This is a genomic window from Mesorhizobium sp. WSM4989, from assembly GCF_029625795.1.
In the GTDB taxonomy this organism is placed as follows: Bacteria; Pseudomonadota; Alphaproteobacteria; order Rhizobiales; family Rhizobiaceae; genus Mesorhizobium.
Genome location: NZ_JARTVN010000002.1, coordinates 296,139 through 318,879, shown reverse-complemented (window position 1 = coordinate 318,879; position 22,741 = coordinate 296,139). Strand labels below are relative to the sequence as shown.

Here is a 22,741-nt window from a genome sequence, read left to right as displayed (position 1 = left end):
ACGCGATCCAACGCAGCGCTGCGGCCCTAAACCCATCCATTTTCTGGTCATCGATCAATTTTTCGAAATCGACATGATTCCCAGTTGACTCCGGTTTGACGCAATGTTTAGAACGTTCCAATAAATTTTAGCGCCGGACGCGGAGGAAGCACGGATATGGCCAGCCGGGCCAAGGCGACGATCCTGGACATCGCCCGCGAGGCCGGCGTGTCCAAATCGACGGTATCGCTCGTGCTGCAAGGCAGCGGACTGATCCGGCCTGAGACCGCGGTCAAGGTCCGCAAGGCCATCGAGGATGTCGGCTATGTCTACAACCGCGGCGCCGCCAACCTGCGCAAGGCGCATTCCAACGTCATCGGCATGGTGATCAACGATCTCACCAACCCCTTCTTCGCCGAGCTGGCGGTTGGCATGGAGCGCGTCTTTCAGGCCGCAGGCATCGTGCCCTTCATCGCCAACACCGCGGAAAATCCGGTCCGCCAGGAAGAAGTGCTGAAGTCGCTGCTGGAACAGGGCGTCGCCGGTCTGATCGTCTCGCCGGCGCGCGGCACCACGCCCGGCGCCTTCCGCCGCATCGAGGCTGCCGGCGTGCCGGTCGTCTTCGCCATGCGCCGCCTGCCCGAGAGCCGCATCCCGGCAATCGCGCCCGACAACCATCGCGGCGCCTATCTCGCCACCCAGCATCTGATCGGCAAAGGCCACCGCCGGCTGGCTTTCTTCGGCGGTTCGTCCGACCTCGTTGTCTATCACGACAGGCTCGGCGGCTTCATCGAGGCTTGCGAGGCGCTTGGCATCCCGGCCGCCAACCGGACGATCGTCGAAGGCGAGACCAGCCGCAGAGGCGGCATGGCCTGCCTGGAGACCGCGCTTGCGGCAGCCGAGCCGCCGACAGCCGCGCTTTGCTTCAACGACGCCGTCGCTTTCGGCGTCATGCTCGCGCTGCGCAAGCGCGGCCTGGAGGCCGGGGCCGACTTCGCCGTGGTCGGTTTCGACGACGTGGCCGAAGCCGAGCACTACATGCCGGCGCTGACCAGCGTCGCCGTCGACACCCCAGGCCTCGGCGAGCGCGCCGCGCACGTCATGCTGAAGATGATCCAGTCGCGCACGACGCGCGCCGAGGACCATATCGGCGCGGTCAGCCTCGTCGTCAGGGAAAGCTGCGGCCCGAGCCGCAGCGCGCACGGCACTGGAATGGGAGACGCGGCATGAGCGTGAGATGGGGCCTGATCGGCGCGAGCACAATCGCCAGGCAGTTCATGATCAACGCCATTCGCGCGCAGGCCGACGGCGAGGTTGCCGCCGTGATGAGCTCCAGCGCAGAGCGGGCTCAAGGCTACGCCAAGGAAAACGGCATTCCTAAAGCCGTCTCGACGCTCGATGCGCTGCTTGGCTCGGACATTGATGCCGTCTACATCTCGACCACCAATGAGCTGCATCTCGAACAGGGGCTGGCCGCCATCAAGGCCGGCAAGCATGTGCTCTGCGAAAAGCCGCTGGCGCTGACCAGCGCCGATGCGCGCAAGATGGTGGCGGTGGCCAGGAAAGCCGGCATCGTGTTCGGCACCAACCATCATCTGCGCAATGCCGGCGCGCACCGCGCGATGCGCGAGGCAATCGCAACCGGCCGTATCGGCAAACCGATCGCCGCGCGTGTCTTCCATTCCGTCTATCTGCCTGAAAGCCTGCAGGGCTGGCGCATCACCAGGCCTGAAGCCGGGGGCGGCGTGGTGCTCGACATCACGGTGCATGATGCCGACACGCTGCGCTTCGTGCTCGGCGACGATCCGGTCGAGATCTCGGCCTTCACACAGTCGGCCGGCATGGCCGGCGGCGGGCTGGAGGACGGCGCGATGTGCATCTGGCGCTTCAAGTCCGGCGTCATTGCGCAATCGCATGAAGGCTTCACGACCAAGTTCGCCGGCATCGGTTTCGAAGCGCATGGGTCGGAGGGCTCGCTGATCGCCACCGATGTGATGACGCAGAAGCCGGTCGGCTCGGTGCTGCTGCGCACTGCAAATGGCGAGGAAGAGCTGAGCTTCGATCGCGAGGACCTCTACACCCGCTCGCTGCGCCAGTTCCATGCCGCGATCCGCGGCGAAGGCCAGCCTTCGGCCACCGGCGAGGACGGCATTTGGTCGCTGGCATCCGCCGAAGCAGCACTGCAATCATCGAAGACCGGCAAGGCCGTGATCATCGATCCGCAACTCGGGAGCCTCGCGTGAGCAAGCTCGTCACGGCAGCGCATGCCGCCAGCCTGATCAAGGACGGCATGGTTGTCTCGGTGTCGTCCTCGAGCGGCCTCGGCTGCCCCGACGCCGTGCTCGCCGCGATCGGCGAGCGCTTCGATGCGGAAGGGCATCCGAGAGCGATCACCACGCTGCACCCGATCGCCGCCGGCGACATGTACGGCATCAAGGGCATCGACCATCTCGCCAAGCCTGGCCTGCTCAAACGCACGCTCTGCGGCTCGTATCCGTCAGGCCCCTCCTCCGCCGAGCCGCCGCGGATCTGGCAGATGATCGGCGACGACTCGGTCGCGGCTTACAACGTGCCCTCCGGCATCCTCTTCGACATGCATCGCGAGGCGGCCGCCAAGCGTCCCGGCGTGCTGACCAAGGTCGGCCTCGACACTTTCGCCGACCCTCGCCACCAGGGCTGCGCCATGAACGCCGCCGCCAGCGAGCCGATCGTCTCGGTGCAGCAGTTCGACGGCGAGGAGTGGCTCTATTTCCGCGCCATCGTCCCCAACGTCTCGATCATCCGCGCCACCTCCGCCGACGAGCGCGGCAACCTCACCTACGAGCATGAGGGCGCCTATCTCGGCGGTCTCGAACAGGCATTGGCTGCCCGCAACAATGGCGGCATCGTCATTGCGCAGGTTAAGCGCATCGTCGAGAACGGCACCCTCAAGCCGCACGATGTGCGCGTGCCCGGCGTCTTGGTCGACCATATCGTGGTCGCGCCCGATCAGCTGCAGACGACGCAGACGGCTTACGACCCGGCGATCTCGGGCGAGATCTTCCGGCCGCTCTCCACCTTCCGCACCCCGGAGATGAACATCCAGAAGGTGATCGCGCGCCGCGTCGCCATGGAGTTGCGCGACGGCATGGCCGTCAATATCGGCTTCGGCATCTCCGCCAACGTGCCGCGCATTCTTCTCGAGGAAGGCCAGCACGGCAAGGTCACCTGGGTGATCGAGCAGGGCGCGGTCGGCGGCGTGCCGCTGCTCGACTTCAAGTTCGGCTGCGCCTCGAATGCCGAGGCGATCATGCCCTCGCCGCACCAGTTCATCTATTTCCAGGCCGGCGGCTTTGACGCCTCGCTCCTGTCCTTCCTGCAGATCGACCGCCACGGCTCGGTCAACGTGTCGAAGCTTTCGGCGAGACCGCATGTGACGGCCGGCGCCGGCGGCTTCGTCGATATCACCGCGCGGGCGAAGAAGATCGTCTTCTCCGGCTTCTTCAATGCTGGCGCCAAGCTTTCGCTGGCGAACGGCGCCCTCCGCATCGACCAGGAAGGCAAGGTGAAAAAGATCGTCGAGGAGGTCGAGCACATCTCCTTCTCCGGCAAGCGCGCGGTCGCGCAAGGCCAGGACATCACCTATGTCACCGAACGCTGTGTGATGAAGCTGACCCAGGCCGGGCTGATGGTGACCGAGCTGGCGCCCGGCATCGATCTCGAACGCGATGTGCTGGCGCAGGCCGACACTCCGCTCGCCGTCGCAAACGACCTCAAGATCACGCCGGCGTCGCTCTATCAGGATCGGCCGATCGGCCTGTCGCTCAACGGCGGCGCTTCACTTGGAGGCGCGCATGGCTGAGCGCCTCGTCACCTTCGAGCAGGATGGCGCGATCGGTACCGTGACGCTCAGGCGGCCGGAAAAGTTCAACGCGCTCGACATTCCGATGCTGCGCGCGCTCGAAGCCGCGCTCGACAAGGCCGAGCTGGCCGAGGGTGTCCGTGTCGTGCTCATCAGCGGCGAAGGCAAGGGTTTCTGCGCCGGCGGCGACGTCGAGGCCTGGGCACAATTAAGCGCCGCCGATTTCCAGGTTCAATGGGTGCGCTACGGCCATCGTGTCTTCGACCGGCTGGCGCGGCTTCGGCAACCGACAATCGCCGTGCTGTCCGGCCATGCGCTGGGCGGCGGCTTGGAATTGGCCGCCGCCTGCGATTTTCGCGTCGCCGAAACCCAGATCAAGCTCGGCTTTCCCGAGACCTCGATCGGCGTCGTGCCCGGCTGGTCTGGTACGCAGCGCGCTGTGCGCCGCTTCGGTGCACAGATCGTGCGGCGCATGGCGCTTGGCGGCGAGATTTTTCTGGCGAACGAGGCGCTCGCCCTCGGCGTCGTCGACCGCGTCGTCGAAACCGGCAAGGCCTTGGATGAAGCAAAAGCCTGGGGAGAAAAGATCGCCGAGCGTGGTCCGCTCGCAACCGAGGCCGCCAAGCTGATGATCGGCATTGCCGAAGGCGAGGAAGACGCCGCCGCGACGGAAGCGCTGGCCAGCGGCTTCATTGCGCTCACCGGCGATCTCAAGGCCGGTGTCGGCGCCTTCAAGGCCAGGCACAAGCCGGACTTTTCGAGATCCTAGAGAAGATACGATGAACGCACCGCTTAACATTTCCATGCCGGTCGAAGCGTCTCAGGCGCCGAAGAGCTACAAGCTTCTGATCGACGGCAAACATGTCGGTGCCCGGGACGGCCGCACGATCGAACGCAACAGCCCCGGCCACGGTTTTGCGGTTTCACGCTATGCGCAGGCGGGTGCTGCGGAAGTCGACGCTGCGGTGCAGGCAGCTCACAAGGCCTTCGAGGCCGGCGCATGGCCGCGCATGAAGGCGTCGGAACGCGCCGCGGTGCTGCTCAAAGCGGCCGATCTGATCGAGGGCCGACTGGAAGAGATTGCCAGGCTCGACGCGTTGGAATCCGGCAAGCCGATCGCGCAGGCGCGCGGCGAGATCGGCGGCGCCGTCGACATCTGGCGCTATGCCGCTTCGCTTGCTCGCACGCTCCATGGCGAGAGCTACGCCAATCTCGGCGATGACATGCTGGGCGTGGTGCTGCGCGAGCCGATCGGCGTCGTCTCGATCATCACGCCGTGGAATTTTCCCTTCCTGATCGTGAGCCAGAAACTGCCCTTCGCGCTCGCCGCCGGCTGCACTGCCGTGGTCAAGCCGAGCGAGATGACCTCGGCGTCGACCTTCGTGCTCGGCGATATCCTGCTGCAGGCCGGCCTGCCGACGGGTGTCGTCAACATCCTCGCTGGCCTGGGTAGCGATGTCGGCGCGCCAATGGTCAGCCATCCGCTGGTTGAGATGGTGTCCTTCACCGGCTCGACCCGCGTCGGCAAGATGACCATGGCGGCGGCGTCCAGTTCGCTGAAGAAGGTGTCGATGGAGCTCGGCGGCAAGAACGGCCAGATCGTCTTTCCCGACGCCGATCTCGAAGCAGCGGCGGATGCCGCAGTCTTCGGCGGCTTCTTCAACGCCGGCGAATGCTGCAATGCCGGCAGTCGGCTGATCGTGCATGAGGCGATCGCGGACGACTTTCTCGGCGCAGTCAAGGCGCTGGCCGAGAGGGTGAAAGTCGGCGATCCGCTTGACGACCGCACCAAGGTCGGCGCGATGATCTCGGCCGACCACATGGCAAAGGTAGCCGGCTATGTGACGGCGGCCAAAACCGGCGGCGGCAGCGTCTTCAGCGGCGGCGAACAGCTCGCCTCCAACGCCGGCCAGTATCTCGATCCGACCATTGTCCGCAACGTTACCGAGGACATGGAAATCGCGCGCGAGGAAGTCTTCGGGCCGGTGCTGTCCGTGCTCACTTTTGAAACGATTGAAAGGGCATTGCACATCGCCAACAACACGCCCTATGGTCTGTCTGCGGGAGTGTGGAGCGCCAGCATCGACACATGCATGTCGGTGGCGCGCGGTGTGCGTTCGGGGACGGTTTGGGTGAATACGTTCATGGAGGGTTATCCCGAACTGCCCTTCGGCGGCTACAAGCAATCCGGTCTCGGACGCGAACTCGGCAAACGCGCCGTCGAGGACTATACCGAGGAAAAGACAATCCAGTTTCATCGCGGCCAGCGCACCGGATGGTGGCTCGGCTGAGTTGGGAGACCCCGGCGGTCACCCCGCCGGTTATGTGAATGCAACAAGGGAGGTAGTACATGTTGCGCAAACTGCTTATCGGAACGGCTCTTGCGACGAGCTTTGCGTTCTCGGCGCATGCCGCGGACGTCAAGGAAGTGCAGATGCTGCATTGGTGGACGTCGGGCGGCGAAGCGGCTGCTCTGAACGTGCTGAAGCAGGATCTGGCCAAGGAAGGCTATGCCTGGAAGGACGTGCCGGTGGCCGGCGGCGGCGGCGACGCCGCCATGACCGCTCTGAAGGCGATGGTCGCGGCCGGCAACTATCCGACTGCCTCGCAGATGCTGGGCTACACCGTGCTCGACTATGCCGCTGCTGGCGTCATGGGCGACCTCACCGAGACCGCCAAGAAGGAAGGCTGGGACAAGAGCGTTCCGGCCGCCCTGCAGAAGTTCTCCGTCTATGACGGCAAGTGGGTCGCGGCTCCGGTCAACGTCCACTCGGTCAACTGGCTGTGGATCAACAAGGCCGTGATGGACAAGATCGGCGGCACCGAGCCGAAGACCTTCGACGACTTCATCGCCCTGCTCGACAAGGCCAAGGCCGCTGGCGTCATCCCGCTGGCGCTCGGCGGCCAGAACTGGCAGGAAGCGACCATGTTCGACTCCGTCGTGCTGTCGACCGGCGGACCGGAATTCTACAAGAAGGCGATGAACGACCTCGATGAGGAGTCGCTCAAGTCCGACACGATGAAGAAGTCGTTCGACAACCTCGCCAAGCTCGTCACCTATGTCGACCCGAACTTCTCGGGCCGCGACTGGAACCTCGCCACCGCCATGGTCATCAAGGGCGATGCGCTGGTTCAGGTCATGGGCGACTGGGCCAAGGGCGAATTCCACGCCGCCAACAAGACGCCGGGCACGGACTTCCTCTGCTACCGCTTCCCGGGCACCGACGGCTCGGTGATCTACAACTCCGACATGTTCGGCATGTTCAACGTTCCGGACGACCGCAAGGCCGCCCAGGTCGCTCTGGCCACCGCCACCCTGTCGAAGAGCTTCCAGTCGGCTTTCAACGTCGTGAAGGGCTCGGTCCCCGCCCGCACCGACGTGCCGGACACCGACTTCGATGCTTGCGGCAAGAAGGGCATCGCCGACCTTAAGGCGGCTAACGAAGGCGGCAAGCTGTTCGGCTCGTTGGCCCAGGGCTACGGCGCGCCCCCGGCTGTCGCCAACGCCTACAAGGACGTCATCTCGAAGTTCGTCCATGGCCAGATCAAGACCTCGGACGAAGCCGTGACCGAATTGGTCAAGGCAATCGACGACGCCAAGTAAGGCGTTTTGCTGGAGCAATTCCAGGAAAAGTGCATAGCGGTTTTCCGTTCGGAATTGCATAAACAAAACCACTCGAGTCTCCCCCGCTCCGGCGGGGGAGGTCTCCTGTCGAGACGATATACGGGATTGCTGCCTGGTGTGCGCCGCACGCTGGCTGGTCCCCAATAACCGGTACTGGATGAGCCGATGAGCACAGTCGCCGAAACCCAAATCAAGCTGACGCCGGAACATGACGCCCGTCCTGGCGCCTCCGTCCGCTCGCGATTGCAGGACCTGTTGCCGAAGATCGTCCTGGCGCCGAGCTTCGCGGCGACGATCGTCTTCGTCTATGGCTTCATCCTGTGGACGATCTATCTGTCGTTCACCAATTCCAAGACCTTCCCATCCTACGACATCACCGGCGCCCGCGCCTATCAGCGGCTGTGGCGCTGGACCTTCGAGAGCGACCCGCCGTCGAGCTGGTACACCTCGATCACCAACATGGGGATTTTCGGCTTCCTCTACATCCTGATCTGCCTGGCGCTCGGCCTCTTCCTGGCCATCCTGCTCGACCAGAAGATCCGCGGCGAAGGCATGCTGCGGCCGATCTATCTCTATCCGATGGCGCTCTCCTTCATCGTCACTGGCGTCGCCTGGAAGTGGTTCCTCGACCCCGGCCTCGGTCTCGAGCAGACCCTACACCAATGGGGCTGGACGAGCTTCCATTTCGACTGGATCAAGAACAAGGATTTCGTCATCTACACGGTGGTGATCGCCGGCGTCTGGCAGGCTTCCGGCTTCATCATGGCGATGTTTCTGGCCGGGCTTCGCGGCATCGACGGTGAGATCATGAAGGCCGCGCAGATCGATGGCGCCACCACCTTCCAGCTCTACCGCCGCATCGTTATTCCGCTGCTCAGGCCGGTGTTCCTGTCGGCCTTCATCGTGCTCGCGCATCTGGCCATCAAGTCCTATGACCTTGTCGTGGCGCTGACCAGCGGCGGACCGGGCGGTTCGGCCTGGCTGCCCTCCAACTTCATGTATGAGTTCACCTTCAAGCGCAACGAGATGGCGGTGGGCTCGGCGAGCGCGGTGATCATGCTGATGACTTTGACCGCGATCATCGTGCCTTATCTCTATTCCGAGCTCAGGGAGAAGCCGCGATGAGCGCCGTCACCTCACCGGCCAGCCAGGCATCGAGCGGCGTCAGCGCCAGGACGATCAACCGCATCGTAATCTACGGGCTGCTCGCGCTGTTCGCGCTGTTCTACCTGATGCCGCTCTTCGTGATGCTGGTCACCTCGTTCAAGACCATGGACGAGATCCAGAACGGCAACATGCTGGCGCTGCCGCAGTCGCCGACCATCGCGCCATGGTTCAAGGCCTGGGGCGAAACCTGCGTCGGCCTGACTTGTGCCGGCATCAAGGGCTACTTCTGGAACTCCATCAAGATGGTGGTGCCGGCGGTGCTGATCTCGACGCTGCTCGGCGCGCTCAACGGCTATGTGCTGACCAAATGGCGCTTCCGCGGCCATACGCTGGTCTTCGCGATGATGCTGTTCGCCTGTTTCATTCCGTTCCAGTCGGTGCTCTTGCCGATGGCGACCATCCTCGGCAGCATCGGCCGCTTCGGCGCCAGCCTGCAGAACGCGACGGGGTTCAACTTCGGCCTCGGTAACTCGACGGTCAACCTGGTCTTCGTCCATGTGGTCTACGGCCTCGGCTTCACCACCCTGTTCTTCCGCAACTATTACGAGGCCTTCCCGACCGAACTGGTGAAGGCGGCGCAGGTCGACGGCGCCTCCTTCTTCCAGATCTTCCGTCGCATCATGCTGCCGAACTCGATGCCGATCTTTGTCGTCACCGTCATCTACCAGTTCACCAACATCTGGAACGACTTCCTGTTCGCTTCCGCTTACGCCGGCACCGGCGACGTGATGCCGATGACGGTGGCGCTCAACAATGTCGTCAACACCTCGACCGGCGTCGTCGAATACAATGTCAACATGGCCGCGGCGATGATTGCCGCGCTCCCCACCCTTATCGTCTATGTCGTCGCCGGCCGCTATTTCGTGCGCGGGCTGATGGCCGGCGCGGTCAAGGGCTGACCCTATTTTCTGAAGGAACGACCATGGCTTTTCTGGAAATTGATGGGCTGAAGAAGCGCTTCGGGAATGTCGAGATCCTGAAAGGCATCGATGTCGAGCTCGAAAAGGGCGGCTTCCTGGTGCTGGTCGGCCCGTCCGGCTGCGGCAAGTCCACGCTGCTCAACACCATCGCCGGGCTGGAAACCATCACCGAGGGCCAGATCCGCGTCGACGGCCGCGCGATCAACGATCTGCATCCCTCGAAGCGCGACATCGCCATGGTCTTCCAGAGCTACGCGCTCTATCCGAACATGACGGTTGCCGGAAACATCGCCTTCGGCATGGAGATGCGCGGCGTGCCGGCGGCGGAGCGCCAGGCGGCGATCGACAAGGTGGCAAAGATCCTGCAGATCGGTCACCTGCTCAACCGCAAGCCCAGCCAGCTTTCCGGCGGCCAGCGCCAGCGCGTTGCCATGGGCCGGGCGCTGGTGCGCGACCCGAAACTCTTCCTGTTTGACGAGCCGCTTTCCAACCTCGACGCCAAGCTGCGCGTCGACATGCGCATCGAGATCAAGCGCCTGCACGCCACGACCGGCACCACGATCGTCTATGTCACCCACGACCAGATCGAGGCGATGACGCTGGCGACCAAGATCGCCGTGATGCGCGACGGCGAGGTACAGCAGTTCGGCACGCCGGCCGAAGTCTACAACAACCCCACCAATATCTTCGTCGCCGACTTCATGGGCTCGCCCGCGATGAACCTGATCCCGGCCAGGATTGGCGCCAATGGCAGCGGGCTCTCGGTCGTTCTCGATCGTGAGGCGCGCCAGCCGATCACGCTGTCACTGCCCGGCGCGCCGACCGGCCTTGCGGCCTTCAAGGACAAGCCGGTCATCTTCGGCGTGCGCCCGGAAGCGCTGACCGATCCAGAAGGCGCCGAGCGCAACGGATCCGAAATCGCCACCGCCGACTGCCACATCGAAGTGGTCGAGCCGGCGGGATCGGACACGTTCGCCGTCACCAATCTCGGCGGCAAGGGCGTGGTGGCGCGGCTGCGCGCCGACGCCAGGATCCAGCCCGGCACCAGCACGCCGCTGGCCTTCAATCTCAGCAAGGCGGTGTTCTTCGATCCGGCGACCGAGAAGCGCATTCTCTGATGCATGTCGCCCAAAAGTGGATCCGGTTTTGGGGCAGCGACATGCGTCAAGACAAAGATCTAAAGCGCGTGGTCCCGGTCAGTTCAGACACGACGCGCTTTAGACCATGACAAATCCGGATATCGTCATCATCGGCTCCGGCATCGGCGGCGCCACGATCGCCTCCGGCTTGGCCGGCAGCGGCGCCTCGATCCTGATCCTGGAACGCGGTGAACCGCTGCCCGCGACGCCGCATGCGCGCTCGACGCGCTCGATCTTCGTCGACGGGCATTACCGGCCGAAGGAGATGTGGCGCGAGGCCGGCGGCGCCGCGTTCAACCCCGGCAATTACTATTATGTCGGCGGCAACTCGAAATTTTTCGGCGCGGTGCTGATCCGCTACCGCAAGGAGGATTTCTCCGAGCTGGAGCATTTCGGCGGTGTCTCGCCGGCCTGGCCGTTTTCCTATGACGAGTTCGAACCCTGGTATTCGAAGGCCGAGCAGCTTTTCCGCGTGCGCGGCGCGCTCGGCGAGGATCCGACCGAGCCGTTCCATTCGATTCCTTATGCCTTCAAGCCGGTGCCCGACGAACCTTCGATCGCGCGTGCTCGCGCCGAGCTCAAAGGCCTCGGCCTGCATCCTGCCTCGCTGCCGCTCGGCGTCGACATCGAAGCCTGGCTGAAGGAGGGCAAGACCGGCTGGGATGCTTTTCCGAACACCGGGCAAGGCAAGGTCGACGCCCAGACCGGGCCTCTGGCGGCGGCGCTCAATGACAAGAACATCAAGCTCGAAACCGGCGCCCATGTCGACTGGCTCGAGGCCTCGCCGGACGGCAAATCGATTGCCGCCATTCATTACACGCAGAACGGCGCGCAAAGGACGCTCTCGCCGAAGCTGGTCATCCTATCGGCCGGCGCGATCAACTCCGCCGTCATCCTGCTGCGCTCGCCCTCGACAAACGGCAAAGGCCTCGCCAACAGTTCCGACCAGGTCGGCCGCAATTTCATGAACCACAATTCGAGCGCGATGCTGGCGATCGACCCGCGCCGCCGCAACGACGCCGTCTACCAGAAGACGCTGATGATCAACGACTATTACCTGTCGGACGGCATGGGCGGTAAACCACTCGGCAACGTGCAACTGCTCGGCAAGATCGACGGCAACATGCTGCGGGCCAATGTGAAGCTGGCGCCAAGATTCGCGCTCGATTTCATGGCCGGCCACGCCGTCGACTGGTACCTGATGTGCGAGGACCTGCCCGATCCTGAAAGCCGCATCCTGGTCGACGGCAAGGAGATCGTCATGCAGTGGCGGCGCTCCAACATGCAGTCGCTGGAAGGCCTGACCACGGTGATGCGCGAAAACTTCCGCGCCTGCGGTTACCCGATCGTGCTGTCGCGCCCGTTCGACAAGCGCACGCCCTCGCACCAGTGCGGCACCGTGCGGATGGGCAACGACCCCGCGACGGCGCCACTCGATACGTTCTGTCGTGCTTACGACCATAAGAACCTGTTCGTCGTGGACGCCGGCTTCCTGCCGACCTCGGCGGCGGTCAATCCGGCGCTGTCGATCGCAGCCCAGGCGCTGCGCGTGGCAGACCATATCCGCAAGACGGAGCTCGCGGCATGACCCGCCCGGCAGCCATCGTCACCGGCGGCGCGCGCGGCATCGGCCTTGCCTGCGCCGAGGCGCTGGCCGATGCCGGCTTCGATATTCTTGTTGCCGACCTTGCGGACAAGCCGGCCGATGGACTTGCCGAAAGCATCGCCGCGCGCGGCGCGAAATTTGCCTATGCCAGCTGTGACATCGCTGATCTCGCTGGCCATCCAAAACTGGTCGCGGCGGCGGTGGACGCCTTCGGCAGCATCGAGTGCCTCGTCAACAACGCCGGCATAGGCGCCGTCGTGCGCGGCGACCTTCTGGAATTGAAGCCTGATAATTTCGACCACGCGCTAAATATCAATCTGCGCGGCACGGTGTTCCTCAGCCAGGCCGTCGCCAGGGCGATGCTGGCGACACCCGCCAGCTTTGCGAGGTCGATCGTCACCATCACCTCGGTCAGCGCGACAATGGCCTCGCCGGAGCGCGCCGACTACTGCATCTCAAAGGCAGGGCTTTCGATGTGGGTGAAGAACCTGGCGCTGCGGCTCGCCGCGGAAAACATCGGCGTGTTCGAGGTGCGGCCGGGCATCATTCGCACCGACATGACGGCAGGCGTATCCGCCAAATATGACGCGTTGATAGACGGCGGGTTGGTGCCGGCCAAACGCTGGGGCGAGGGCGCCGATATCGGCGCTGTGGTGGCCGCACTTGCCAGCGGAAAATTCGGCTTTGCAACCGGATCGGTCATCGATGTCGACGGCGCGCTCTCCGTGCCTCGTCTGTGAGTGAGTGGAACCATGGCTGACTACATCATCGTTGGCGCCGGACCGGCCGGTTGCGTGCTGGCCAACCGGCTGAGCGAGGAGCCGACCAATTCGGTGCTGCTGCTCGAAGCCGGCGGCAAGGATTGGCACCCGCTGATCCACATGCCGGCAGGCTTCGCCAAGATGACCAAGGGCATCGCTTCCTGGGGCTGGTCGACGGTGCCGCAGAAGCACATGAAGGACCGCGTCTTCTGGTACACCCAAGCCAAGGTTGTCGGCGGCGGCTCGTCGATCAACGCCCAGATCTACACGCGCGGCAACGCCCGCGACTATGACGCCTGGGAGAAGGAAGAGGGCTTGGCCGGCTGGGGCTATCGCGATGTGCTGCCCTATTTCAAGCGCGCCGAGAACAACCAGCGCTTCGCCAACGATTATCACGGCGACCAAGGGCCGCTCGGCGTTTCCAACCCGATCTCGCCGCTGCCGATCTGCGAGGCCTATTTCCGCGCCGGCCAGGAGATGGGAATCCCCTTCAATCCGGATTTCAACGGCGCCAGCCAGGAAGGCGTCGGCTATTACCAGCTCACCCAGAAGGACGCGCGGCGCTCCTCCGCCTCGGTCGCCTATCTGAAGCCTATCCGAGCCCGCAAGAACCTGACGGTCAGGACCGGTGTGCTCGTCACCCGCGTCGTCGTCGAGAAAGGCCGCGCCATCGGCGTCGAGATCGTCGACAGGCCGGGCGGAGAGAAGACGATCCTGCGCGCCGAACGCGAGGTGATCGTCTCCTCCGGCGCCATCGGCTCGCCAAAGCTCTTGATGCAATCCGGCATTGGCCCGGCCGATCATCTGAAGTCGGTCGGCGTCACGCCGGTCCATGACCTGCCCGGCGTCGGCTCCAACATGCAGGACCATCTCGACCTGTTCGTGATCGCCGAATGCACCGGCGACCACACCTATGACAACTATGCCAAGCTGCACCGCACGATGTGGGCCGGCCTGCTATACGTGCTTTTGAAGAAGGGCCCCGTCGCCTCCAGCCTGTTCGAGACCGGCGGCTTCTGGTACGCCGATCCGACCGCCGCCTCGCCCGACATCCAGTTCCATCTCGGTCTCGGCTCCGGCATTGAGGCCGGGGTCGAAAAACTGAACAATCCCGGCGTGACGCTGAACTCCGCCTTCCTGCGCCCGCGCTCGCGTGGCACCGTGCGATTGAAGAGCGCCGATCCCGCCGATCATCCGCTGATCGACCCGAACTACTGGTCCGATTCCTACGATCGCGACATGTCGATCAAGGGCCTGCGGCTGGCGCGCGAGATCATGCGGCAGAAGGCGCTGCAGCCTTTTGTGCTGCGCGAGGTGCTGCCCGGCCCTGCCCTGCAAAGCGACGCCGACCTCTTCGACTATGCCTGCCGCGCGTCGAAGACCGATCACCATCCCGTCGGCACCTGCCGCATGGGACATGATGCGTTGGCTGTGGTGACGCCCGATCTCAGGCTGCGCGGCATCGACGGCCTGCGGGTCTGCGACGCGTCGGTGATGCCGCGTGTCCCCTCCTCCAACACCAATGCGCCGACCATCATGGTCGGCGAGAAGGGCGCCGATCTGATCCTCGGACGCGAGCCGCTGCCGCCGGCCGTGTTCAAGGGCAATAAGGCGGCTTGAGGGGAGAACAATGATCCGCCACTGCGTCTTTGTCCGCTTCGGCGACGGCACCTCCGCCGCCGAGCGCGCCGCGATTCACGCCGATCTCGAAGCGCTGCGCCCGGCCATCGACGGCATGGGCAAGGTTCATTTCAGCGCCAAGGTCAGCCCGGAGCCGATCGCGCGCGGTTTCGGCCATGGCTTTACCATCGATTTCCGCGATGCTGCCGCCCGCGACGCCTACTGGCGCACGAGGCGCATCAGCGCGCCGGCGCTCGCCTGGTAGCGGCGCTCGAAGGGGGCACCGACGGGCTGATGGTCCTCGACTTGGAGTTTACGGAAATGTGACCGCCGGTTGATCGGAAACCGGCAAATAACCCGTTCTTTTTTGCACTGCATGGAACATATCGTTCCTTTCGCGGATGCAAAGGAGCAGCGATTTGAGTCTCACCTCGGAGCAGAAGAAAACCGTACTCGCATCTTTCCTGGGCTGGACGCTCGACGCTTTTGATTTCTTCCTTCTGACATTCCTGCTCACCGATATCGCCGCTGAATTCCATACCGATGTCCCGGCGGTCTCCAAGGCGCTGTTCCTGACCTTGGCCACGCGATTCATCGGCGCGTTCCTGTTCGGCATGCTGGCCGACAGATATGGGCGCAAACCGCTGCTGATGCTCAACATCGTCAGCTACTCGGTGATCGGGGCGCTGGCGGCCTTCTCGCCCAATCTCGGCATCTTCCTGGCGCTTCGGGCGCTGTTCGGCATCGCGATGGGCGGCGAGTGGGGCCTTGGCAGCTCGCTCGCCATGGAATCCATTCCGCCCAGCGCCCGCGGCATGGTTTCGGGCATACTGCAATGCGGCTATCCGGCGGGATATCTGCTGGCGGCAGTTGTCTATGGGCTGCTCTACGGCCAGAAGATCGGCGATTTCACCTTCGGCTGGCGCGCCATGTTCCTGCTGAGCTTCGTGCCGGCGCTGATCGTGCTCTTCATCCGCTCGCACGTGCCTGAATCGCCCGCCTTCGTCTCAGGCCGGGCGCAGGCGCGGCCGGGTCTTCTCGTAACGCTGCAGAAGCACTGGGGCATCGCGCTCTATGCCGTGGTGCTGATGATGTTCTTCAACTTCTTCAGCCATGGCACGCAGGACCTCTACCCGACCTTCCTGAAGAAGCAGCACGGCTTCGATCCGCACACGGTGAGCTGGATCACCATCGTCGCCAATATCGGCGCCATTGTCGGCGGTCTGGCGTTCGGCGCGCTGTCGGAGAAGATCGGGCGCATAAACGCCATCACGCTCGCCTGCGTCATTGCCCTGCCGGCTATTCCGCTCTGGGCCTATACGACGACGCCCTTCATGCTGGCGCTCGGCGCCTTCATCATGCAGGTGGCGGTGCAAGGCGCCTGGGGCGTCATTCCGGTGCATCTCAACGAGCTATCGCCGGGCTCCGTGCGGGCGACCTTGCCTGGCTTCATCTACCAGGCCGGCAATCTGGCGGCCTCCTATGGCGGCCCGTATCAGGCCGGCATCGCCGAAGCGCGGGGAGGCAGCTATGGCTATGCGCTGGCATTGTTTGCCGGCGTGGTCGCCGTCTGCATCATCGTCGTGATCCGCTTCAGCCCCGAGAAGCGTGGCGAGGTCATGACCGTGATCGACCGGGAAGTCAGCCCAGTCTGAGCGCGACCACGCCCGCGACGATGCCCAGCGCCGCGGCGGCGCGCCATGCCGTCATCTTCTCGCCCAGCGCAAGCACCGAGATCAGCATGGCGAACAGGATCGAGGTCTCGCGCAGCGACGCCACCGAGGCGATCGGCGCCTTGGTCATCGCCCACATCACGATCCAGTAGGCGGCGCCGCTGAGCACGCCGGTGAAGAGGCCTGCCTTCCAGTCCCGCGCCAGCAGGGGCAGCGACTGTGGCCCGCGAAAGGCGATGCACAGCACCAGCGCCCAGAGCGCATCGCAGACGAACAGCCAGGCCGCATAGCTTTGCGCGGTTGCCGCCAGCCGCGCGCCGCTGCCGTCCGACAGCGTGTAGCTGGCAATGAAGATCGATGTGCCGAGCGCGAAGCTGACGGCGCGCAGATTGAACCGTTCAAGATGCACACCGCCGCGAAACGACATGACCAGCGTGCCTGCCGACAGAAGCACGATGCCGAAGATGGAGAGTGGCGCCGGTATCTCTCCGAGCAGAACGATGCCGCCGAGCGCGGAGAGCAGCGGCGCGGTACCGCGCGCCAGCGGATAGGTCTGAGCGAAATCGCCGGCCTTGTAAGCGCCGATCAGAAACGTCCGGTAGCCCATATGGAAGAAGACCGAGGCGAGGATGAATGGCCAGACCTCGGCTTTCGGCACTTCAACGAAAGGCAGCGCCAGCAGCGCCGCAGCCCCCATGCCGAGCGTCATCAAGGTGATCGACAGGAAGCGGTCGAGGTGCACCTTGACCAGCGCGTTCCAGATCGCGTGCATGGCGGCCGCCGACAGTACCGCGAGGAAGACGAAAAGCGTCATGCCCGCCTCACCCGCCTGCAAGCCTAGCGGCGATGCCTGGCGTTTCCAGATCGATATCGACCCTGAGCGGGAAATGGTCGGAGGCCACTTCGCCGATATCGGCGCTCACGGAACGCACCCGCCCGGCCAGCACGCCGCCAACGAAGCAATGATCGAGCCGGCGTTTCGCCAGCTTGCCCTCGATGATCTTTTCATGCGTGTGGAAGTCCGCCACCGGCTTGGCGGCGACGGCTGCGGCATCGACGAACCCGTCGATATAGACGGCGCCGCGATGATAGGGCGTGCTGCCGACGATGCGCCGGTATTCCGCACTTCCCGGCTCCATGTTGAAATCGCCGAGCCAGATCGCCGCCAGCGGGTTTTCCGGCTCCGGCTCGCCATTCGCCCAGTTGCGCTGCGGCTCGTCATCGGCGCCGCTCCAGGGACCGCCATCGGACGGCGCGCGGCGCTGTTCGGCGAGCAGATAGTCGATTTGCTCCAGCCGCTCTTCGGCCGCGATATGGGCAAGATGCAGCGAGAAAACCCGCACCGATCCCGCCGGCGTCCGGATCATGCACTCCAGCGCGGCGTTGCGCGTGTTGAGGGGCTTGAGCGTGCGGCGCAGCGGCAGCGCATGCAGCCGCGACCAGACGATCGGCAGCTTGGACAGAAGCATCGTGCCGAACTGCCTGCGGCGGTTGACGATGCGCCCATCACGCTTTTCGCTGGCGTCCATGTCGAAGGCCGGACCGTAGACCCAGTGATAGTCGGGCAGCAGCCTGGACAGGATTTCCGGCTGGTCGTCGCCGTTGCTGCGCTGCCAGTGCCGCTCCACTTCCTGCAGGGCGATGATGTCGGCGCCGTCGACGAGGCGCGCGGCGCGCACCAGATCGTAGCGGCCGTCGCTGCCGTAGCCGTACTGGATGTTGTAGCTGACCAGCTTCATCGATTAACCGGCTGAATATCCGGCCACGGCACTAGCGCCTCGGCCATCGCGTTGCAATGGACGCCATCGACGTGCGGAATGGTCCAGTCATGACCGCCGACCCTGGCATCGTCTAGGTCGTGAGCGACTGGAACCGCCCCGCCGGCGATGCTGCCAGCTCGGACCAGTCGATTTCTTCTTCCAGACGGTGATAGGCTTCGTCGCCGATCGTACCGTCGCGGCGCAATTCTTCGAGCCTATCGCGCTGCCGCTTGATGGCATAGAGGCGCAGCCGGTCGTATTCGGTGGCCGCCTGCGCATCCTCAGGATTCTCGGCGATCTTGCGTTGGGCCTCGTACTGCTCGCGCACGACGTCGGCAGCGGCAGACGTCTTGCGGCTCAGGACGTCGAGCGCGGCTTCCATGATGGCAACGCGTGCCTGCGCCACTTCGCGATCTATCGTCGTATCCTCTTCGAAGTTGAGCCAGCGCAGCAGCGGCTTCAAGCTCATGCCTTGCAGCACCAGCGTGCCGAGCACGACCGCGAAGGCGGCAAGCACGATCGGGTCCCGGCCAGGGAAATTGGCCGGCAGTGCAATGGCCACCACCAGGCTCACCAGCCCACGCATGCCGCACCAGCCGACAAGCAAGGCGCCCCCGAATGTCGGCGCATCCCGCCTTTGCTCTTTGCTGTCGAAGCGGGCGAACCGCCGTATGATCGCGACGTAGCCAAACACCCAGACGAGGCGTGCCACGATGACAACGGCCAGCACCGTTGCGGCGAAGACAAATTCATCGCCCTGCCCATCGCCGGAGAGCCTGCCGACGATCGACCGGGCCTGCAGGCCCATCAGCACGAAAGCCAGCACATTGAGCACGAACACTGCCGACTCCCAGACCGAGTAGGTGCTGACGCGGCGTCTGGCCGACATCTGGCGCGGCGCGATGCGCGCGATGGTGATGGCATAGACGACGATGGTGATGATGGCGGAAAGGCCGATCCTGTCGGCGATGATCCAGACGGCAAAGGTTCCGGCAAACTGCACCACGGTGCTGCTTGCCGCATCCTCGATGCGCGTCAGCGTCAGCAGCGAGAGGCGGCCGAACAGATAGCCGGCGGCGACGCTGCCGACCGTCGACAGAAGGATCACCGGCACCGCATCGCTCAGCATGACCGAGCCGACCGCGGCCGAAACGGCGATGCGGTAGATCAGAAGCGCCGTGGCGTCGTTGAGCAGGCTCTCCCCTTGCAGGATGACGTTGAGGCGGTGCGGCACCTTGAACTGGCCGAGCACGGCGCTCGCCGCCACGGCGTCCGGCGGCGCGACGATGGCGCCGAGCGCGATCGCCGCCGCGATCGGCAGACCGGCCATCTTCCAGCCGACGAAGGCGACGACCACGGTGGTGAAGACGACCGCGCCCAACGCCAGCAGCACCAGCGACAGCCGGTAGCGCTTCAGGTCGCGCAGCGACGTATCATAGGCGGCATCGAGAAGCACCGGCGCGATGAACAGGGCAAGCGCCAGTTCCGGGTCGATCTCGATGGTCGGCGCACCTGGCAGAAAGGCGATCCCCACTCCGGCCAAGGCCAGCAGGGAGGGATAAGGTATCCCCAGCCATCGCGACAACGCCGTCAGCCCGACGGCGATCAGAAGCAGGATGAGGGTGAGCTCGAAAAGCGCCATGACTCATCGTAGCGATGGAACCAGGCCTTTGGCACTGCAAAAAGCGATGGTGAATGGTGAATGGTGAATGGGCATCATCAGAGATAATTCGAGCACGTAAAGTGCTCTCTTCGCTGACTACCATTCACTATTCACTATTCACCATTCACCCTAGTGCAGCACCAGCATGTCGCCCGACGAGAACGAGATGTCCGCCTTCTCGCCGACGACAGGCGGCGGCGTCGCCGAGTTGTTGAAGGTGTCGAGCGATACCGTGTTGCCGCCGATGCCGACGCGCACCCGGATGACCGAGCCGAGGAAATGCACCTCGGCGATCTCGCCCGAAAGGCTGGTGTCGTGGCCGGGCTGGCGTCCGAGCGAAATCGCTTCGGGCCGCAGCGCCAGCGACAGCGTGTCGCCGGACTTCGACCCGTTGAGCTTTCCCTTCAGCGAGACTTCCTGCGTGTTGACCCGCACCTTGCCGGACGCGGCATCGGTGACCTTGCCTTCCAGCACGTTGAGCGTGCCGACGAAATTGGCAACGAACTTGGTCGCCGGCCGGTTGTAGATCTCGAACGGCGTGCCGACCTGTTCGGCCTTGCCGCCATACATGACCGCGATGCGGTCGGAGATCGACAGCGCCTCTTCCTGGTCATGCGTCACGAAGATGGTGGTTATGCCGAGCTTCTTCTGGATCGAGCGGATTTCCTCGCGCAGCGAAATGCGCACTTTGGCGTCCAGCGCCGACAGCGGCTCGTCGAGCAGCAAAAGCTTCGGCTTCGGCGCAATGGCGCGCGCCAGCGCGATGCGCTGCTGCTGGCCGCCGGAGAGCTGGTAGGGATAGCGGTCGGCCATCTGCGGCAGCCTGATGATGTCGAGCATCTCCGCGACACGGGAATCGATGGCCGCCCTGGGCATGCCCGCCACCTTCAGTCCGAACCCGATATTCTGCGCCACAGTGAGGTTGGGAAACAGCGCATAGGCCTGGAACACCATGCCGATATTGCGCTGGTTGGGCTTCAGCCTGGTGATGTCCTTGCCGCTAACCACGATCTTGCCGGCCGAGGGCTCCTCGAAGCCGGCCACCATGCGCAACACCGTCGTCTTGCCGCAGCCGGACGGACCGAGGAAGGAGACGAATTCGCCCGGCGCGACATCGAGGTTGAAATCCTCGACCACGGTTGTGGCGCCGAAGGACTTTCGCACATGCTGGATGGAGAGGAACGGCTCGGCCATGGCTTTTTCTTTCGGTCGGTACTTCGCTCAATTGGGGCGGTTCGCCGATTTCGGCGCGAAACGGGACAAGATCTGGATCAGCGACATGCAGCCCCAGGTTATGACGAACGCGATGATCGACAGCGCCGCCGGCTCATAGGCGCGGTTGGCCACAAGATTCTGCAAATACGGGCCGAATGCCGGCCGGTTGAGCAGGCTGGCCATGGTGAATTCGCCGATCACGATGGCGAAGGTCAGGAATGCGCCCGAAAGCACCGCGATCAGCACATTGGGCAGGATCACGCGGCTGATAATCGTGCCCCAGCCGGCACCCAGGATCTGCGCCGCTTCCGTCAACGTGCGCACGTCGATGGTGCGAAGCCCGGTGTCGACGGCGCGGTACATGTATGGCAGTGCAAGCGTTGCATAGCCGATGACCAGCAGAGCATTCGCGCCTGGATTGGTTGCCAGGAACGGCAGCGGCGAATTCGACCCATACATCCTGATATAGCCGAAGACGATGACGATGGCCGGGATCACCAGCGGCAGCAGCGTGATGAACTCGACGATCGGCCTGATCTGCGGCATGCGAAGGCGGATCCAGTAGGCCGTAGGCACGACGATCAGCACGCCGAGGAGAATGGTGAAGATGGCGACGACCACCGAAAACATGAAGGTCGCCTGGAACTGGCTGTCGCCGAGCACGACCTTGTAGGCGTCCAGGGAATAGACGCCGCGGCGCATGCGCAGCGAGAACTCGATCGTCGCGATCAGCGGGATGAAGAAATACGCCGCGCCGAGGACAAAGACGACCCAGGCCCAGAACCTGCCGGATTTCATTTCAGCCACCTCTCCGAGCGCGTCCGGAACCAGATGTAGAAGATGTTGGCAAGCCCGGTGATGACGATCATGCCGAAGGCGATCGCGTAACCGAGATGGGCATTGTGCAGCACGTCGCCGCGGATCTGGGCGTAGAGCAGGATCGGCACGATGTTGAGCGAGGACCCGGTCAGCGCATAGGCGGTGGCGATCGCCCCGAAGGCATTGGCGAAGAGCAGGATCACGGTGCCGAGGAAGCTTGGCCACAGCACGGGGATTACCACCAAGCGCCAGTATTGCGCCTGGGTGGCGCCGAGCGTGGCGGCGGCTTCGCCCCATTCCCTTTTTAGTCCGTCGATCGCCGGCACGATGATGACCACCATCAGCGGGATCTGGAAATAGACATAGGTGATCGTCAGACCCCAGAACGACAGCAGGTTGAAGCCATGCGCATAGATGTTGAACCCGACCAGCGTGTTGAGCAGCACGGTGACGAGGCCCAGCCGGCCTAGCGTCGCGATGAAGGCGAAAGCCAGCGGCACTCCGGCGAAATTGGACGCGACACCGGAAAACGTCAGCGTCCCCGACCGTATCCAGTTGGGCAGGCCTCCGCGCACGATGGCGATGGCGATGGCAAGACCGGCGAAGGCGCCGATCAGCGATGACGCCAGGCTGACCTTTATCGAAATCCAGTAGGCGGCAACGATGTTGGCCGAAAAAAGCGCGACGATGTTGGCGAAGGTGAACTCGCCCGCCTCGTTCTGGAAGGCGCCCAGCATCAAGTAGAGCGTGGGCAGGATCAGGAACATGACGGCGAAGACGAAGAACGGCGTTACGCCAAGCCATTGCGTCGGCAGCCGCATTGCGCGCGCTTCGCCGGGGGGCGCGGCCTTGCCCGCAATTGCCTGATTGGAAACCGAGAGATCGGTCATGCGCCGGCTACCGTTTTTGGGAAGGAGTCCCGGGGGGGGGGGGGGGGGGGGGGGGGGGGGGGG

Annotated in this window: 19 protein-coding genes and 1 pseudogene; 14 read left to right on the top strand and 6 right to left on the bottom strand. The window is 64.2% G+C overall.

The annotated features are described in order from the left end of the window. The first annotated feature begins 156 nt into the window (after window positions 1-156). The 14 genes and pseudogenes from P9217_RS14280 (at window position 157) to P9217_RS14215 (ending at window position 16,313) form a co-directional block, all read left to right on the top strand. Complete coding sequence (locus tag P9217_RS14280; RefSeq protein WP_095800485.1) at window positions 157-1,209, top strand: LacI family DNA-binding transcriptional regulator; 1,053 nt, start codon at window positions 157-159, stop codon at window positions 1,207-1,209. Further along, window positions 1,206-2,222, top strand: coding sequence for a Gfo/Idh/MocA family oxidoreductase (locus tag P9217_RS14275; protein WP_278087102.1), 1,017 nt, complete (start codon window positions 1,206-1,208; stop codon window positions 2,220-2,222). Before P9217_RS14280 ends, P9217_RS14275 begins: the two co-directional genes overlap by 4 nt. Beyond that, a complete protein-coding gene (locus P9217_RS14270) occupies window positions 2,219-3,820 on the top strand; it encodes an acyl CoA:acetate/3-ketoacid CoA transferase (RefSeq protein WP_095823429.1) in 1,602 nt (533 codons plus the stop codon). The genes P9217_RS14275 and P9217_RS14270 overlap by 4 nt, the downstream gene beginning before the upstream one ends. After that, a complete protein-coding gene (locus tag P9217_RS14265) occupies window positions 3,813-4,589 on the top strand; it encodes an enoyl-CoA hydratase/isomerase family protein (RefSeq protein ID WP_095823590.1) in 777 nt (258 codons plus the stop codon). The genes P9217_RS14270 and P9217_RS14265 overlap by 8 nt, the downstream gene beginning before the upstream one ends. Before the next feature lie 10 nt (window positions 4,590-4,599). Further along, window positions 4,600-6,111: an aldehyde dehydrogenase family protein gene (locus P9217_RS14260; protein ID WP_127246093.1), complete on the top strand. Its 1,512-nt coding sequence runs from the start codon at window positions 4,600-4,602 to the stop codon at window positions 6,109-6,111. A gap of 59 nt (window positions 6,112-6,170) precedes the next feature. Further along, the gene (locus P9217_RS14255) at window positions 6,171-7,424 is read left to right on the top strand and encodes an ABC transporter substrate-binding protein (RefSeq protein ID WP_067002546.1); all 1,254 of its coding nucleotides are present in this window, start codon (window positions 6,171-6,173) and stop codon (window positions 7,422-7,424) included. Between the two features lie 186 nt (window positions 7,425-7,610). Then, a complete protein-coding gene (locus P9217_RS14250) occupies window positions 7,611-8,570 on the top strand; it encodes a sugar ABC transporter permease (RefSeq protein ID WP_067002547.1) in 960 nt (319 codons plus the stop codon). Beyond that, the gene (locus P9217_RS14245; RefSeq protein ID WP_095800490.1) at window positions 8,567-9,511 is read left to right on the top strand and encodes a carbohydrate ABC transporter permease; all 945 of its coding nucleotides are present in this window, start codon (window positions 8,567-8,569) and stop codon (window positions 9,509-9,511) included. Before P9217_RS14250 ends, P9217_RS14245 begins: the two co-directional genes overlap by 4 nt. Before the next feature lie 23 nt (window positions 9,512-9,534). Continuing rightward, window positions 9,535-10,650: an ABC transporter ATP-binding protein gene (locus P9217_RS14240; RefSeq protein ID WP_278053879.1), complete on the top strand. Its 1,116-nt coding sequence runs from the start codon at window positions 9,535-9,537 to the stop codon at window positions 10,648-10,650. A gap of 106 nt (window positions 10,651-10,756) precedes the next feature. Continuing rightward, window positions 10,757-12,259 carry a GMC family oxidoreductase gene (locus tag P9217_RS14235; RefSeq protein ID WP_278087101.1) on the top strand — a complete coding sequence of 501 codons (1,503 nt, stop codon included), beginning with the start codon at window positions 10,757-10,759 and terminating at the stop codon, window positions 12,257-12,259. After that, window positions 12,256-13,017: a 3-ketoacyl-ACP reductase gene (locus P9217_RS14230; RefSeq protein ID WP_278087100.1), complete on the top strand. Its 762-nt coding sequence runs from the start codon at window positions 12,256-12,258 to the stop codon at window positions 13,015-13,017. Before P9217_RS14235 ends, P9217_RS14230 begins: the two co-directional genes overlap by 4 nt. Before the next feature lie 12 nt (window positions 13,018-13,029). After that, entirely contained in the window at window positions 13,030-14,658 is a 1,629-nt protein-coding gene (locus P9217_RS14225; protein ID WP_278087099.1) for a GMC family oxidoreductase N-terminal domain-containing protein, read from the top strand. 10 nt (window positions 14,659-14,668) lie between these two features. Next, window positions 14,669-14,985: pseudogene (locus tag P9217_RS14220) on the top strand (Dabb family protein). A gap of 74 nt (window positions 14,986-15,059) precedes the next feature. Then, entirely contained in the window at window positions 15,060-16,313 is a 1,254-nt protein-coding gene (locus tag P9217_RS14215) for an MFS transporter (protein ID WP_082953939.1), read from the top strand. Here P9217_RS14215 and P9217_RS14210 read toward each other — a convergent pair. The 6 genes from P9217_RS14210 to P9217_RS14185 form a co-directional block, all read right to left on the bottom strand. Further along, complete coding sequence (locus P9217_RS14210) at window positions 16,300-17,145, bottom strand: EamA family transporter (RefSeq protein WP_067002559.1); 846 nt, start codon at window positions 17,143-17,145, stop codon at window positions 16,300-16,302. The two genes, P9217_RS14215 and P9217_RS14210, sit on opposite strands and share 14 nt — an antisense overlap. Before the next feature lie 7 nt (window positions 17,146-17,152). Beyond that, window positions 17,153-18,070 (bottom strand): endonuclease/exonuclease/phosphatase family protein, encoded by a 918-nt coding sequence (locus P9217_RS14205; protein WP_067325867.1) that lies wholly within the window; start codon window positions 18,068-18,070, stop codon window positions 17,153-17,155. A gap of 112 nt (window positions 18,071-18,182) precedes the next feature. After that, window positions 18,183-19,733 (bottom strand): sodium:proton antiporter, encoded by a 1,551-nt coding sequence (locus P9217_RS14200; RefSeq protein WP_278087097.1) that lies wholly within the window; start codon window positions 19,731-19,733, stop codon window positions 18,183-18,185. Window positions 19,734-19,883: 150 nt separating this feature from the next. Continuing rightward, window positions 19,884-20,948, bottom strand: coding sequence for an ABC transporter ATP-binding protein (locus P9217_RS14195; RefSeq protein ID WP_067325862.1), 1,065 nt, complete (start codon window positions 20,946-20,948; stop codon window positions 19,884-19,886). 27 nt (window positions 20,949-20,975) lie between these two features. Continuing rightward, a complete protein-coding gene (locus P9217_RS14190) occupies window positions 20,976-21,767 on the bottom strand; it encodes an ABC transporter permease (RefSeq protein ID WP_067002564.1) in 792 nt (263 codons plus the stop codon). Next, the gene (locus P9217_RS14185; protein ID WP_176477631.1) at window positions 21,764-22,609 is read right to left on the bottom strand and encodes an ABC transporter permease subunit; all 846 of its coding nucleotides are present in this window, start codon (window positions 22,607-22,609) and stop codon (window positions 21,764-21,766) included. Before P9217_RS14185 ends, P9217_RS14190 begins: the two co-directional genes overlap by 4 nt. Between the last annotated feature and the right edge of the window lie 132 nt (window positions 22,610-22,741).